Annotated in this window: 9 protein-coding genes; 3 read left to right on the top strand and 6 right to left on the bottom strand. The window is 64.5% G+C overall.

Annotation, left to right across the window (positions count from 1 at the left end; genetic code table 11):
• Positions 1-9 precede the first annotated feature (9 nt).
• The 3 genes from LAN37_13760 to LAN37_13750 are packed head-to-tail and all read right to left on the bottom strand — an operon-like array spanning position 10 to position 7,638.
• Positions 10-3,111 (bottom strand): multidrug efflux RND transporter permease subunit, encoded by a 3,102-nt coding sequence (locus LAN37_13760; protein MBZ5648275.1) that lies wholly within the window; start codon positions 3,109-3,111, stop codon positions 10-12.
• A 1-nt stretch (position 3,112) separates the two neighbouring features.
• Positions 3,113-6,307 carry an efflux RND transporter permease subunit gene (locus LAN37_13755; protein ID MBZ5648274.1) on the bottom strand — a complete coding sequence of 1,065 codons (3,195 nt, stop codon included), beginning with the start codon at positions 6,305-6,307 and terminating at the stop codon, positions 3,113-3,115.
• Positions 6,304-7,638, bottom strand: coding sequence for an efflux RND transporter periplasmic adaptor subunit (locus LAN37_13750; protein MBZ5648273.1), 1,335 nt, complete (start codon positions 7,636-7,638; stop codon positions 6,304-6,306). The genes LAN37_13755 and LAN37_13750 overlap by 4 nt, the downstream gene beginning before the upstream one ends.
• A gap of 229 nt (positions 7,639-7,867) precedes the next feature.
• Here LAN37_13750 and murJ point away from each other — a divergent pair, with 229 nt between their 5' ends.
• Together murJ and LAN37_13740 are read left to right on the top strand one after the other, a co-directional pair.
• The gene (gene murJ / locus LAN37_13745) at positions 7,868-9,514 is read left to right on the top strand and encodes a murein biosynthesis integral membrane protein MurJ (GenBank protein MBZ5648272.1); all 1,647 of its coding nucleotides are present in this window, start codon (positions 7,868-7,870) and stop codon (positions 9,512-9,514) included.
• 29 nt (positions 9,515-9,543) lie between these two features.
• Positions 9,544-12,027 (top strand): RNB domain-containing ribonuclease, encoded by a 2,484-nt coding sequence (locus tag LAN37_13740; GenBank protein MBZ5648271.1) that lies wholly within the window; start codon positions 9,544-9,546, stop codon positions 12,025-12,027.
• Between the two features lie 268 nt (positions 12,028-12,295).
• On the opposite strand, the gene lepA is transcribed toward LAN37_13740, so the two are convergent.
• On the bottom strand, positions 12,296-14,095 hold the full coding sequence (gene lepA / locus LAN37_13735) for a translation elongation factor 4 (GenBank protein MBZ5648270.1): 1,800 nt from the start codon (positions 14,093-14,095) through the stop codon (positions 12,296-12,298).
• 122 nt (positions 14,096-14,217) lie between these two features.
• Here lepA and LAN37_13730 point away from each other — a divergent pair, with 122 nt between their 5' ends.
• Positions 14,218-14,772, top strand: a complete 555-nt coding sequence (locus LAN37_13730) for a Maf family protein (protein MBZ5648269.1) — start codon at positions 14,218-14,220, stop codon at positions 14,770-14,772.
• Between the two features lie 13 nt (positions 14,773-14,785).
• On the opposite strand, the gene tatA is transcribed toward LAN37_13730, so the two are convergent.
• On the bottom strand, positions 14,786-14,950 hold the full coding sequence (gene tatA / locus LAN37_13725; GenBank protein ID MBZ5648268.1) for a twin-arginine translocase TatA/TatE family subunit: 165 nt from the start codon (positions 14,948-14,950) through the stop codon (positions 14,786-14,788).
• Positions 14,951-15,025: 75 nt separating this feature from the next.
• The gene (locus tag LAN37_13720) at positions 15,026-16,114 is read right to left on the bottom strand and encodes a M20 family metallopeptidase (GenBank protein ID MBZ5648267.1); all 1,089 of its coding nucleotides are present in this window, start codon (positions 16,112-16,114) and stop codon (positions 15,026-15,028) included.
• Between the last annotated feature and the right edge of the window lie 75 nt (positions 16,115-16,189).

Raw genomic sequence — 16,189 nt, 5'->3', positions numbered from 1 at the left:
TCTTGCGCGCTAGTGGACTTGTACCGGTCGTGCCGCGGGTGCGTGCGTCTTCCGCCGCAGCCACCACATCTGCAGGCGATCCATGTACAGGTAGATGACAGGTGTGGTGAAGAGCGTGATCATCTGGCTGACGATCAGTCCGCCGACGATGGCGACACCCAGCGGCCGCCGCAGTTCCGAGCCGGTCCCGCCGCCGAACGCCAGCGGCGTGGCACCCAGCAACGCCGCCATGGTGGTCATAGTGATGGGGCGGAAGCGCAGCAGCGCCGCTTCGAAGATCGACTCCTCCGACGACTTGCCGTGCTTGCGCTCGGCTTCCAGCGCAAAGTCGATCATCATGATGGCGTTCTTCTTCACGATGCCGATGAGCAGGAATATGCCGATCAGCGCGATGACGTTAAGGTCAATCCCCGTGATGAGCAGCGCCAGCAGCGCCCCCAGGCCCGCCGACGGCAGCGTCGATAGGATCGTGATGGGGTGGATGTAGCTTTCGTAGAGCACGCCCAGGACGAGGTACACGGCGACCAGTGCAGCCAGGATCAGGTAGGGTTCGTTTTTCAGGGATTCCTGGAAAGCGGCGGCAGTGCCCTGAAAACTTCCGTGGATGGTGCCCGGGAAAGCGATGTCGCGCTCGGCAGACTCGATCGCCTGGGTCGCCTGGCCCAGCGAGGTCCCCGGCGCCAGATTGAACGAGATGGTGATGGATGGGAACTGTCCCTGGTGGTTTACAGCCAGCGGAGCGTTGGCCGGACCGAATCGCACGAAGCTCGCCAGCGGCACCGCCTGGCCCGCATTGGAGCGCACGTAGATGTTCTTGAGGGAATCGGGACTGTTGCGGTACGCGGGATCGGCCTCCAGCACCACGTGGTACTGGTTCAGCTGCTGGTAGATGGTCGAGATCTGGCGCTGGCCAAAGGCGTCGTAGAGCGCGTTGTCGATCAGCAGCGGGGTGATGCCCAGCCGCGACGCGGTGCTCCGGTCGATGACGACTTCCTGCTGCAGGCCTTTGATCTGCTGGTCGGTGTTGACGTCGCGCAGGACCGGCATGGCTCGCATCTTCTCCAGCAATCGGGGCGCCCACTCGTTCAACTGCGCCAGGTCCTCTCCCTGAAGCGTGTACTGGAACTGCGCGGCGGCGAATCGCCCGCCCACGTTCAGCTCCTGCGCGGTCTGGAGGAACAAGGTCGCGCCCGGGATGCGCGCCAGCTTCGGGCGCAGCCGGTTGATGACCTGGTCCGACGACACCTTCCTCTCCTGCAATGGCTTCAACGTGACGAACATCCGGCCCGAGTTCGAGGCGTTCAATCCTCCGCCGGCGAAAGCGGCAACACCTTCGACCGCCGGGTCGCTTCTCACGATGGCCGCGAACTGTTGCACCTTGGTATTGAGGGTGTCGAAGGCGATGTCCTGCTCGGCCTGGATGCTGCCCATGAGGCGGCCGGTGTCCTGCTGCGGGAAGAACCCTTTCGGCATCACGATGTAGAGCACGACGTTCAGCGCGATGATCAGGAGAGTCAGCGCCAGTCCGATCCCGCGGTGATTCAGGATCCAGCTCAGGCCGACCCGGTAGGTGTGATGGATGGATTCGAAGGCCCGCTCACTCCAGCGATAGAGCTTCCCGGGCTGCTTCTTCAGCGGCTGGAGAAACTTGGCGCACATCATCGCAGTGGTGGTCAGCGAAACGACCATGGAGACGACGATGGCAGTGCTGATGGTCACGGCGAATTCGCGGAACAGCCGCCCGACCAGCCCGCCCATCAGCAGGATGGGGATGAAAACCGCCACCAGAGAGATGCTTATGGAGACCACGGTGAAGCCGATCTCTTTCGCGCCCAGCAGCGCCGCCTCGTACGGCTTCATACCGGCTTCGATGTGCCGCATGATGTTCTCGATGACGACGATGGCGTCATCCACCACGAAGCCGGTCGAGATGGTCAGCGCCATCAGCGATAGATTGTCGATGGAATAGTCGAGCAGGTACATGACGCCGAACGTGCCCACGATGGCGAGCGGCACGGCCAGGCCGGGGATCAGCGTCGCGCGCACGTTTCGCAGGAACAGGAATACCACCATCACCACCAGGCACACCGACAGCATCAGAGTGCGCTGCACGTCCTGCACCGAAGCCCGGATGGTGGTGGTGCGGTCCAGGACGATCTGGACATTGATTGCGGGAGGGACCGAGGCCTGCAACTGGGGCAGCACGGCGCGTACCCGGTCCACGGTGGCGATGATGTTCGCGCCGGGCTGCCGGAACAGGATCATCATCACCGCGCGTTTGCCGTTGTACCCGCCCGCGTTGCGGATGTCCTGCAGCGAGTCTTCCACCGTCGCCACGTCGCCCACGCGGACCGGCGCACCCTTGGAATAGGCGACGATGATGGGCCGATAGTCGCTGGCGGTCTTCAACTGGTCGTTGGCCGTCACCGTGAAGCTCTGGTCCTTGTCCGCCAGCATGCCCTTGGGGCGATTGACGTTGGCCGCCGCGACCGCGGTCCGCACCTGGTCCAGCCCGATGCCCAGCGCATTCAACTGCAGCGGATTGGCCTCGATGCGCACGGCGGGAGGAGCGGAGCCGCCCACGAACACCTGCCCGATGCCTTCCACCTGCGACAGCTTTTGCGCCAGGATGGAGTCGGCCACGTCATACACGCGCGGGGTGGGCGTGGTGTCGGAGGTGAGCGCGAGGATCAGGATAGGGGCATCGGCGGGGTTCACCTTGCGGTAGGTGGGGTTGTTGGGCAGGTTGCTGGGCAGCTGCCCGCGGGCCGCGTTGATGGCCGCCTGCACGTCGCGCGCCGCTGCGTCGATGTTCCGGTTGAGATCGAATTGCAGCGTGACACTGGTGGAACCGAGCGAGCTCACCGACGTCATCTGGTTCACGCCGGCAATGCGTCCGAACTGCCGCTCGAGAGGCGTTGCCACCGCCGACGCCATGGTCTCCGCGCTGGCTCCCGGCAGTCCGGCCCCGATCGAAATGACGGGGTAATCCACTCGCGGCAGCGGAGCTACCGGCAGTTGCCTGTAAGCGAGGCTGCCGGCGAGCAACAGGCCGATGGTGAGCAGAGTGGTCGCGACCGGCCGTTGGATGAATGGAGTGGAGACGCTCACGCTAATCCCCCACGGCCGGTTCCGGGCTGGGCGCGCGCCAGCGCTGCAAGACCCGTCCCAGCCGGTCAAACCAGAGGTAGACGACGGGCGTGGTGTAAAGCGTGAGCACCTGGCTGAAGATCAAACCGCCGATGATGGTGACGCCCAGCGGCCGGCGCAACTCCGACCCTGCGCCACTGCCGAACGCCAGCGGCACCGCGCCGAACAGGGCCGCGAAGGTGGTCATCATGATGGGCCGGAAGCGCAGCAGTGACGCCTCGTAGATCGCGTCCAGCGGCTTCTTGCCTTCATTGCGTTCTGCGTCCAGGGCGAAGTCGATCATCATGATGGCGTTCTTCTTCACGATGCCGATCAGCAGGATGATGCCGATCAGCGCCATCACCCCCAAGTCCATGCGGAAGATCGTGAGGGCGAGAATGGCGCCGACACCGGCCGATGGCAGGGTCGAGAGAATGGTGACCGGATGGATGTAGCTCTCGTACAGCACCCCGAGCACGATATAGACGGTGATGATCGCGGCCAGGATCAGCCAGCCTTCGTTGGCCAGCGAGGCCTGGAACGCCCGCACCGTGCCCTGGAACGTGGTATGGACGCTGGCTGGCATCCCGATCTCCTGTTCCGCATTCTGGATGGCCTTCACCGCCGCGCCCAGTGACTCGCCGCGCACCAGGTTGAACGAGATGGTCACCGCCGGGAACTGTCCCTGGTGGGTGAGCGCGAGCGACGCGGTCCCGGTCTCGAAGTGTGCGAATGCCGACAGAGGAACCTGCGTCCCACCCTGCGTGGACGTGCTGGCGCCCTGCACCGGGATCCCGCTGCCCTGGAAGGTCAGCGCCTGACCGGCCGCTCCTCCGCCCTGCGCCGGCACGTAGATGCTCTTAAGCACGTCAGGGTCGGTGCGGAACTGCGGGTCCACCTCCAGGATCACGTGATACTGGTTCAACTGCGTGAACATGGTGGAGACCTGGCGCTGGCCGAAAGCGTCGTATAGCGTGTCGTCGATCGCCTGCATGGTCACGCCCAGGCGGGAGGCGGTGTCCCGGTCGATCACCAGGTGTGCCTGGAGCCCGTTGTTCTGCTGGTCGCTGGCCACGTCCTTGAGTTCGGGGATGGTCTGCAGTTTTGCCACCACCTTCGGGACCCACACACCGAGTTCCCGGACGTCCGCGTCCTCCAGGGAATACTGGTACTGCGTGCGGCTGACGCGGTCTTCCACCGTCAAGTCCTGTACCGACTGCATGTAGAGCGTGATGCCCGATACCTGCGCAAGGTTCTGCTGCAAACGGTTGATGATCTCGGTCGCGTCGGAGCTGCGCTCGTCGCGCGGCTTCAGGTTGATCTGGATGCGGCCGCTGTTCGGCGTCATGTTCGTGCCGTCCACGCCGATGAACGACGACAGGCTGGCGACGTCCGGGTCCTTCAGGATCACCGAGGCGAGCTGCTGCTGGCGCTGCGCCATGGCCGCGAAGGAGATGGACTGCGGCGCATCCGCGATCCCCAGGATCACGCCCGTGTCCTGCACCGGGAAAAAGCCCTTGGGGACGAAGTAGTACATCACGAACGTGGCCAGCAGCGTGCCCAGCGTGACCAGCAGCGTGGTGGTCTGGTGCTGCAGGACGAACTTCAGCGTCCGCGCGTAAAAGTCGAGCGTCCGTTTCCAGATCCGTTCCGTGATCTCGTACAGCCTGGACTGCTTCCGGCCATGCTGGGCCCGTAGAAGCTTCGAAGCCATCATCGGGGTCAAGGTCAGCGAGATCAGCGCGGACATGATGATGGCCGAAGCCAGCGTGACCGCGAACTCGCGGAACAACCGGCCCACGATGTCGCCCATGAACAGCAGCGGAATGAGCACAGCGATCAGCGAAACCGTAAGGGACACGATGGTGAAGCCGATCTGTCCCGCGCCCTTGATCGCAGCCTCGAAGGGCGAGTCGCCCGCCTCCAGGTAGCGGTCGATGTTCTCGATCATGACGATGGCATCGTCCACCACGAAGCCGGTCGAGATGGTCAGCGCCATCAGCGACAGGTTGTCGAGCGAATACCCCAGCAGGTACATGACCCCGAAGGTCCCGATCAGCGAGAGCGGCACGGCGACGCTGGGTATGGTGGTGGCGGAGAGATTGCGCAGGAACAGGAAGATGACCATCACCACCAGCGCGACGGTCAGAGCCATCTCGAACTGCACGTCGTTGACCGAGGCGCGGATGGTCTCGGTGCGGTCGGTGAGGATGCTGACCTTCACCGACCCCGGAAGCGTGGCCTGCAGCCGCGGCAGCAGCCGCTTGATGCTGTCCACCACGGCGATGATGTTCGCTCCCGGCTGTCGCTGGATGTTCACGATCACGGCCGGCACGGATTGGCCGTCCTTGCCCATCCACGCCGCCTGGTTGGCGTTCTCGGCGCCGTCAATGACGGTGGCCACGTCTTTCAGCCGGACCGGGTGGCCGCTCTTGTAGGCCACCACGATGTTGGCGTAGTCCTGGCTGGACATGATCTGGTCGTTGGCGCCGATGGTGAATGACTGACGCGGACCGTCGATCTGGCCCTTTGCCTGGTCCACGTTCACCTGCGCGACCATGGCGCGCAACTGCTCCAGGCTCATGCCGTACGACGCCAGCGCAACGGGATTGGCTTGGATCCGCACCGCTGGCTTCTGCCCGCCGCTGATGGTCACCAGCCCCACGCCCGGCAATTGCGAGATCTTCTGCGCCAGCGTGGTATCGGCGAGGTCTTCCACCTCCGGCAGCGGCGTCGTGGTGGACGTCAGTCCCAAGGTCAGGATGGGAGCGTCAGCCGGATTCACTTTGCTGTAGAGCGGCGGGTTGGGCAGGTCGCGCGGCAGGAAGGAGCCCGCGGCGTTGATCGCGGCCTGTACCTCCTGCTCTGCGACGTCGATGTTCTCGGTGAGGGTGAATTGAAGCGTGATGACCGAGCTGCCGAAGGAACTGGTGGAGGTCATCTGGCTCAGGCCCGGTAATTGTCCGAACTGCCGCTCCAGAGGGGCCGTGATCGAGGAGCCCACGACGTCCGGCGCCGCGCCGGGATAAAACGTCATGATCTGGATGGTCGGATAATCGACCTGAGGCAAAGCGGAGATCGGCAGCTCGCGATACGCCACCATCCCCACCAGCAGCAGCCCCACCATCAGCAACGAGGTGGCGATGGGCCGCTCAATGAACGGACGGGAGATGCTCATCGCCGTGTCCCGGCAGAACCGGGCCCACTGCCGTCACCCCGTGTTCCACCCTGGCTGCGCGATGCAGCCGGGGTTTGTGCCGCGTTTTCCGCCCTCGGCGGGGTTCCCTGAAGAGGTTTTCCCACCGAATCCTCTTGCGCTGCGTTGCGCTGCGCGGCTTGCGGCTCGACCTTCATGCCCGCTTGCAGCTTCTCCTGCCCGTCGGTCACCACCCGCTCGCCGGGCTGAAGTCCGCTGGCGATAAGGGCGGTGTGGCCCTGCGTAAGCTCCACCTGGATGGTGCGGACCTGCACCGTGCTGTCGCCGCCTACCACATAGGCGAAGGTGCTGTTCTGCGGTCCGCGCTGGACGGCGCTGGCGGGCGCCACGATGGCGTTCTTACGCGTCTCCAGTTGCAGGTGTACATTGACGAACTGGTTCGGCCACAGCGCGCGGTCCTTGTTGTCGAAGACGGTCTTCAGCCGCACCGTGCCCGTAGTCGTGTCGATCTGGTTGTCGATGGTCTCCAGCTTCCCACTTGCAATCTTCGTCCGATCGTCGCGGCTGAAGGCGTCCACCGGGAGCACGCCCGTCTTCATCCTGCCGACCACCACGGGCAAGTTGTCCTCGGGGAGCGTGAACACCACCGCGATCGGCTCCATCTGCGTGATGACCAGCATGCCGTTCTGATCGTTGGCGTGCACGATGTTCCCGGCATCGATCAGGCGCAAGCCGATGCGCCCGCTCACCGGGGCCGTGATGCGCGTGTACACCAGATTCAACTTGGCGTTCTCGATGGACGCCTTGTCCATCTGCACGGCGCCCTGGAACTGTTCGTAGAGGGCGCGCGACTGGTCCGCTTGCTGCTGCGCGACGATGCCCTCTTTGGCCAGGGTCTCGTCGCGCTGGGCATTGATGCGCGCGGTGTCGTACTGCCCCTGGTCGCGCGCCAGCGTCGCCTGCGCCTGCTGCAGGGCCACGTCGAAGGGGCGGGGATCGATGATCGCCAGCAGGTCTCCCGCGCGGACTTCCTGCCCTTCGCGGAAGTTGACCTTCATGATCTCGCCGTCCACGCGGCTGCGAATCGTGACCGTGTTGTAGGCGGTCACCGTGCCAAGGCCCTCCAGCACGATGGGCACGTCCCGTTGCCGGACCTCGGAGACGCCCACCGGCGTGGCCCGCAGGGCAGGCGCCGCTTTCGCCTGGCTTGGATTCGACTTCCCACAGCCGGCGCAGACAAGCGTCAGCAGTACGGCGCATGCAGCTAGTATGGGTGTTCGCAATCTTCGTCCCCCTGATGAGCAGATGAAAGGCCGAGTGTGGGCAGTTTCCGGTCTGCGCGGCACACCCATCACTCCACAGAAACACGAGCCCGCAAAATATGTTACCAACTCAGCTTAGACGAACCGGCATCCCGACCCGGTGTAAAGTTTTGTAATCGAGCCGCCTAGCCACGAACCTGAAGATTTTACAGTCTGGATGCAAGGATTGCTCGCAGGGTAGCGTTTGCGCCGGGTACGCGCCGGCCTCTCTGCTGCGCAAGGGCCGGCACGATGCGCGCGTCGTGTAGAATCGCGGCGGATGGGCACCGGCGAGCAGGCACCCACGCAGGGCGGGCTGGGACGTTTTCTCCGCCCGTCGCACCAGCACTCCGCCCTTTCGGCGACTGTGCTGCTCATGGCCGCCGTCATGCTCTCCCGCGTCGTGGGGTACGTGCGGGAGGCCTACATCGCCTGGGCCTTCGGCGCGGGCCTCCAGACGGACGCCTACGTCGCCGCCTTCACCCTTCCCGACTGGCTGAACTACATCGTGGCCGGCGGCACGGCCTCCATCACCTTCATCTCCATCTTCACCCGCTACACCTCCGAAGGCCGCGAAGTGGAAGCGCGCAAGGCCTTCTCCGTCGTGATCACCCTGATGACCTCGACGCTGGTCATCGGCATCGGCCTGCTGGAAGTGTTCACGCCCCAGATCGAGCGCGTCATCTTCCCGCATTTCTCGACTCAGCAACTCGAGCTCTGCGTGTATCTGACGCGCATCCTGCTGCCGGCGCAGATCTTTTTTTATGTCGGCGGCATCGTCTCGGCGGTGCTGCTCTCGCGCCGCTTGTTCCTCTTCCCCGCCCTGGGGCCCATCCTCTACAACGTTTTCATCATTCTGGGCGGCGTGGTGCTATCCGGGCGCATGGGTATCGCCTCGCTGGCGGTGGGCGCGGTCGCCGGCGGCTTCGTCGGACCGTTCCTGGTCAATGCCTTCGGAGCTTCGAAGACCGGCATCGGCTATCGCCTGACTTTCGACCACCGAGATCCCGGCTTCCGCGAGTGGGTGGCCCTGACCATCCCGCTCATGCTGGGCGTCACTCTGGTCACGGCCGACGACTGGATCCTGCGCTACTTCGCCTCCGGCGGCGCCGGCGACATTACTCGCCTGAACTACGCCAAGCGCCTCTTCGCCGTGCCGATCGCGGTGCTGGGCCAGGCCACCGGTCAAGCCTCGCTCCCGTTCTTTGCGCGCCTCTTCGGCGAGAAGCGCCTCGAGGAGTTTGCCAGGACAGTGAACGACTCCGTGTACCGCGTCACCGCGGTGGCATTCCTGATCACCGCCTGGATGATGGCCGCCGCACTGCCCCTCGTGGACCTGGTCTATCGCCGCGGGCGATTCCACTTCACCGATTCGCGTGAGACCGCGCTCTACTTTTTTTGGTTCGCCCTGTCGCTCGCTTTCTGGGCGGCGCAAGGCCTGTATGCGCGTGGGTTTTACGCTGCCGGCGACACGGTCACTCCCATGGTCGCCGGCACTATCATCACCGTGGCCTCGTTGCCTCTGTACTCGTGGCTGTTTCGCACCTATCACGTCATCGGACTGGCCATCGCCTCCGACATCGGCATCTTCGCCAACACGGTCGCGCTCGCCATCCTCCTCCATCGGAAGAAACTCGTCCCCCTGGGCAGCATGCGCTGGCTGGAACTCGGAAAAGCGCTGCTGACCGGCGTCTTCGCCCTGGCGGTGACCTTCTTCGCGGTGCAGTTCGTGTTCGTGGACGGCAGCCGGCGTGCGGACCTCGGAGCGGTCGTCGTGGTGTCGCTGGCGTGGGGGGCGGCGGTGGCCTTCGGGCTGTGGGCGACCCGGTCGGAACTCCCGCAGGTACTGCAACGGAAACGGCACAACGGAGGAGGCGGCCCTCTGCCGCCGCTGCCTTCGGAGTATCGTGAAGAAGAGAAGCCGTAGGGGGGCCGCAAGCCCCTGACCGCCAAGCGATGATCTCCGACAACGACATCCTGAAGAAAATCGGGCAACAGCCCAAGTCCACCGCCAAGTACAAGCAGTTGGTGCACGAACTGGGTGTCCGAGGGGGCCAGGAACGGCGGGAACTGGGCGAACGGCTGGAAAAGCTGGTCAAACGGGGCGAACTGATCGCGATGCCCGGCGACCGCTACGCCATCCCCAAGTCCGCCGCCAGCCGGAACGCGGTGGTCGGACGCCTCAGCATGCACCGCGACGGCTACGGCTTCGTCACCCCCGAGTCTGAAGCGCCGCGCGGCCTGACCGGCGACATCTTCATCAACCCGCAAGCCATCGGCTCCGCCATGCACGGCGACCGCGTGCTGGTCGAGCTCACCTCCGTCCGCTCCGACGGAAAAGGCGAAGGGCGCATCCTGCGCGTGGTGGGACGTGCCCACGAGACCGTGGTCGGAACCTTTCACTACGGGGACCGCTACAACTACGTCACCCCCATCGACGCGAAGATCACGCAGGACGTGATCATCCCGCGCGGAGCCGAAATTCCGGCCGCGGAGGACTCTGGGGACGCGCAGGGACCAAGACCAAAGAAACACGCTCAGCACCGCGTGATCGGCGATGAAGCGAAGCGGACGTCCCAATGGGACGATCTCGAAGGCGTGGTCGTGGACCTGGAGATCACCGATTGGCCCACGCCCACCCAGAACCCTCGCGGCCGCGTGGTCGAGGTCCTCGGTTACGAAGACGATTTCGGCGTGGACGTCGAGATCATCATCCGCAAGTACCACTTGCCGCACCGGTTCCCGGCCGACGTGATCGAGGAGGCCCAGTCCATCGAGCCCATCATCACGGCGCGCGAAGTGCACGGACGGCGCGATTACCGCAATCTGCCCATTGTCACCATCGACGGCGAGACCGCGCGCGACTTCGACGATGCGGTCATCGCCCGCCGCCTCTCGAACGGCAATTACGAACTCCAGGTGCACATCGCCGATGTCGCGCATTACGTCAGCGACGGCTCGGCGCTCGACCAGGAGGCCCGCCTCCGTGGCACATCGGTTTATTTCCCCGACCGTGCCGTGCCCATGCTGCCGATCGAGCTTTCGACCGACATCTGCTCGCTGCGCCCGCGCGTGGACCGGCTGGTGATGTCCTGCGTGATGGAGATCGACCACCAGGGCGAGATCGTTGCCTACGAGCTGCACCCGGGCGTGATCCGCTCCGCCGAGCGTATGACCTACACGGCGGTGAATGCGGTGCTCGAGGGCGACCGCAGCCTGCGCGAGCGCTACTATCCGCTGGTCTCGGCCTTCGAGCTGATGCGCGAGCTGGCCGGCATTCTGAACCACAAGCGGCAGCGGCGCGGCTCGATCGACTTCGATCTGCCCGAGCCGGTCATCGAATTCGAGGAAGGCCTGATGACCGGCATCACGCGCTCCGAGCGTAACTGGGCGCATCGCCTGATCGAAGAGTTCATGCTCTCGGCCAACGAGTGCGTGGCCTCGTACCTGGAGCAGAAGGGCGTCGCCTCGCTCTACCGCATCCACGAGAAGCCGGACCCGAAGAAGGTCTACGACTTCGAGACCATCGCCGCGAGCTTTGGCTACTCGCTGGGCGTGGGGGCGCTTCCCATCAAGCGCGTGCAGATGAAGAGCGACCGCCGCGAGCGCTACGGCACCGGCCGCCGCGCGCCCATGATCGAGATCCCCGAAGACGTCCACATCACGCCGCGCATGTACCAGAAGCTGGTGCAGAAGATCGAAGGCAAGCCGGAGGAGCGCATCCTGTCGTATCTCATGCTGCGCTCGCTCAAGCAGGCCCGCTATTCCGAGAAAAACGAGGGACACTTCGCGCTGGCGGCGACCACGTACACGCATTTCACCTCGCCCATCCGGCGCTACCCCGACCTGATCGTGCACCGCATCCTGAAAGAGGTCCTGGCGGAGGAAGAAGGGAGCGGGCGCGGCGTGCCAGCACATTCGGAGACGTCGTCACCATGGTCCAAACGGAGAGACGCCCTGACGGGCGTCTCTACCAAAGGATCTCGGACATCCGGTAGAGACGGCCGTCAGGCCGTCTCCGGTCCCATCGACCTCGACGAACTGCACGAGATCGCCGAATCCTCCAGCGACACCGAGCGCCGCGCCGACGAGGCCGAGCGCGAGCTGGTGGAATGGAAGAAAGTGAAGTTCATGCAGGACAAGGTCGGCGAAGAGTTCGACGGCCTGATCATCAGCGTCACCAAGTTCGGTTTCTTCGTCGAGCTGATGGACATGTTCATCGAGGGTCTGGTGCCGCTCGCGACCCTCACCGACGACCGCTACACCTTCCGCGAGAACACCAAGCAGATCATCGGCGAGCGCTCGCGCAAGACTTACTCGCTCGGCGAGCGCGTGCGCGTGCTGGTGGATCGCATCGACCCGGTGCAGCACAAGATCAACTTCGCGGTCGTGGAGCCCGCGCCCAGCCGCGCGCAAAAGCGGCATCACAAGGGCCGCTAGCCCCTGGTCCGACCTTTTTCCAAAGCTCTGTGGATAACCCTGTGGAATACGCGGGTGAATTAATCAGAGATTACTTAGATTCAATGACTTACGCTCTTTGCCTAGCTCTCGCAGCAGGCTTAACTCTTCCCATTTCAGGCGCTTAGGGATGTCTGTACAAACTTTTAACATGCCTGGGGCAGAACTAGCCTCCAAAGCGCACTTTTGCACATATTGCAATTCGATAAACAACGGCTGGCGGGCTGGTTGAGCGACGCCGACAAGCGCGCTACTCGCCCACGCGCAGCACCGCCAGAAAGGCCTCTTGCGGGATGTCCACTTTGCCGATGCGCTTCATGCGCTTCTTGCCTTCCTTCTGCTTCTCCAGCAGCTTGCGCTTGCGTGTGATGTCGCCGCCGTAGCACTTGGCGAGCACGTTCTTGCGCATGGCGGCCACGGTTTCGCGGGCGATGATCTTCGCCCCGATCGCCGCCTGGATGGGGACCTCGAACATCTGGCGCGGGATGAGCTGGCGCATCTTCGACACCAGCGCCCGGCCGCGGTCATAGGCCCCCTCCTTGTGCACGATGAGCGAGAGCGCGTCCACCGGCTCGCCCGCCACCAGCACGTCGAGCTTCACCATCGGCGAGTCCCACCAGCCGGACAGGTGATAGTCGAGCGACGCGTACCCGCGCGATACCGTCTTCAGCTTGTCGTAGAAGTCGAGCACGATCTCGTTCAGCGGGAGCTCGTAGTTGAGCATCACGCGGTTGGCGCTGACGTATTCGAAGGTCTTCTGCCGTCCGCGCTTCTCCTCCACCAGTTTCAGGATCCCGCCGACGTATTCCTCGCTGGTGAGGATGGTGGCCAGGATGACCGGCTCTTCGACCTTTTCGATGATCGTTGGATCGGGCCACTTCGACGGGTTGTCCACGAAGATCACCTGCCCGTCGGTCAGCGTGATCTTGTAACGGACACCGGGCGCAGTGGTGATCAGGGCGAGCTGGTACTCGCGCTCCAGCCGCTCCTGGATGATCTCCATGTGCAGCAGCCCCAGGAACCCGCAGCGGAAGCCGAAGCCCAGCGCGGCCGAGCTCTCCGGCTCGAAAAAGAACGACGAATCGTTGAGCCGCAGTTTCTCCAGCGCTTCGCGCAGGCGCGTGTGCTCGTGCGCGTCCACCGTGTAGAGCCCGGCAAACACCATCGGCTTGATCTCCTCGAAGCCGGGCAGGGCCTCGATGGACGGGCGCGCCTCGTCGGTAATGGTGTCACCGATCTTGGTGTCGGCAACATTCTTGTTGTTGGCGATGATGAAGCCCACCTCGCCGGCGCTCAACTCCTCGACCTCGACCGGTTTGGGGGCCTGAACACCGAGGGTTTCGACCTCCAGCACCTTGCCGTTCGACCACAAGCGGATCTTCATGCCCCGGCGCAAGGCGCCCTCGAAGACGCGCGCCAGGATGATCACGCCCCGATAGGGATCGAACCAGGAGTCGAAGATCAGCGCCTGGAGCCGATGCTCGGGCTTGCCCTTCGGCGGTGGGACCTTCTTGACGATCGCCTCCAGCACTTCGGGCACGCCCTGGCCGGTCTTGGCGCTGACCAGCAGCGCATCGCTCGCATCCAGGCCGACCGCCGACTCGATCATTTCCTTCACGCGCGGGATGTCGGCCGAGGGCAGATCGATCTTGTTAATGACCGGAATGACCTCCAGGCCGTGATTGATGGCCAGGTAGGCGTTGGCCAGCGTCTGCGCTTCGACGCCCTGGGAGGCGTCCACCAGGAGGACCGCGCCTTCGCAGGAGGCCAGCGACCGTGACACCTCGTACGAGAAATCCACGTGCCCCGGCGTATCGATCAGGTTGAGCTGGTACTCCTGGCCGTCCTGCGCCATGTATTTCATGCGGACGCAGTGGGCCTTGATGGTGATGCCGCGCTCGCGCTCCAGGTCCATGGCGTCGAGCACCTGCTCCTGCATCTCGCGCGCCGTCAGCGCTCCCGTCAGCTCCAGCAGGCGGTCCGAGAGCGTGCTCTTCCCATGGTCGATGTGGGCGATGATCGCGAAATTGCGGATGAAGGCGCGGTCCATTTCGGATGGGGTGATCTCTGATTCTAGCATCCGGAAGCGCGTGGAACCGGGAGCGCAGCCGGGGACGCTAGTGCGTCCGCTAGAATGATTCCACTTTGAAACTCGGACCCCGGAACTCGAACCTGATTCTTGCTTCGGCCTCACCGCGCCGCGCCGAGCTGTTGCGCAATGCGGGACTGGATTTCGTGGTCCGTCCCGCGCACATCCCCGAGCAGCGCCAGGACTCGGAGCCGCCGCGCGAGTATGCCATCCGTCTGGCGCGAGACAAGGCCCGCGCCGTCGCAGCCCAGAACCCCGGCGCATTCGTCCTCGGCGCCGACACCATCGTCGTCGCCGACGAACACGTTCTGGAGAAGCCCGCCGACTCCGCCGACGCCGCGCGCATGCTTCGCCTGCTCTCCGGACGCACCCACCAGGTCACGACCGCCGTGGGCCTCATCGGCCCCGGCGTGGAAGACACCGCAACCGAGACCACCGAGGTCGTCATGAGCGTGATTTCAGAAGATGAGATTCGCGCCTACGTCGCTACCGGCGAGCCCTTGGACAAGGCTGGCGCCTACGCCATCCAGGGCATCGCCTCGCGCTGGGTAACGCGCATCGACGGCTGCTACTTCAATGTCGTGGGATTGCCGGTGCCGCTGGTGTACAGGATGCTGCGGGAGAGAAGAGCTATTTAGGCGGACACCCAGACTACGGCTTCTTTTCCGGCTCTTTGTCGTCCTTGATCGCTGCCTTGAAACCCTTGATGCCTTCGCCCATGCCTTTGCCCAGTTCGGCGAGCTTTCCCGGGCCGAAGATGAGCAGAGCGATGGCCATGATGACGAGCAGCTCCGGCAACCCTAATTTGCCAAACATAAGGCCTCCACAGGGTGCGATAACCCTTCGCCTGCCCCAATTGTAGGTCAGCGCACGGGCGAACGCAAAACGAGGCTACACGGTTTCGATCAGCCGCGCCAGCATGGCCGCCCGCCGAGGCAACTCCGCGATCAGGACGTGCTCCGTGGTGGCGTGAGCGCCGTCGCCGACGGCCCCTAGTCCGTCCAGCGTCGGGATGCCGAGCCCGGCGGTGAAATTGCCGTCCGAGCCGCCACCCACCGCCGCTTCCTTCAGTTCGAATCCGAGTTCGCGGGCGATCTCTCGGGCCTGCCCGTACAGGCGCGCGACCTCCCGAGTCCGCTCCAACGGCGGCCGGTTGATCCCGCCCCTGACCTCGATCCTGCACTTGGGGTCGAAAGGCTTCAGCGAACGGAACTTCTTCCCGATGGTGGCGCCGTCTTTTGCGTGCGCGATGCGCACGTCGATCTCTGCCTCGGCTTCCGCCGGCACCACGTTCCGGCGCGCGCCTCCGCGGACGATGTTCGCGCTCACCGTGATCCCTCGTTTCAAGTCGGTGAACCCGGCCACGCGCTCGATCTGCCGCGCCAGCTCCAGCACCGCATTGTGCCCCTTCTCGAAATCCAGGCCGGAGTGGGCGGCCACGCCGGTGACCCTTACGGCGAAGTCTCCGACGCCCTTCCGCGCCGTCTTGCAAGCGCCTTTCGGCCCGTACGCCGGCTCCAGCACCAGGACAGCCGCCGACGTCCTGGCCAGCGATTCAGTCACCGCGCGCGAGGACTCGCTCCCGATCTCCTCGTCGCTCACCAGCAACACGGTCACCGGACGGGGCAGACCGCCGCCGTGTGCGAGTGCCTCCAGCGCGCACATCATCATCACGATCCCGGCCTTCATGTCGAAGATGCCGGGCCCCCAGGCGCGCACCTTGTCGACGTGGAACGGCATCTTTCCCAATGTCCCGACCGCCCATACGGTGTCGTAATGCCCGAGCAAGAGCACCGGCTTGCCGCTCCCGCCGGTGAAATCCAGCTGCACGTGGGGACCATTCTTGTCCCGGTCGTGGAACTGGGCCTTGCCGCCACGGTGGGCGAACTCCCTCGCCAGGCGCTGCGCCAGCCGCTCCAGCGCCGCCTTGTCGTGGCTCGGCGACTCCAGCTCCACCAGGCCGCGCAGCGTTTCCAGCATGTGCGCCTGCTGCGGCCTCAGCGCCGCCAGCAGCTCCTGCGATCGTCTTTCCTGCTTTGTCCTCTGCAAGCGATC

The organism is Terriglobia bacterium (assembly GCA_020073495.1).
Lineage (GTDB): Bacteria > Acidobacteriota > Terriglobia > Terriglobales > Acidobacteriaceae > JAIQFD01.
The sequence above is the reverse complement of the archived record's forward strand: the minus strand, read 5'-3'. Positions and strand labels throughout refer to the sequence as shown.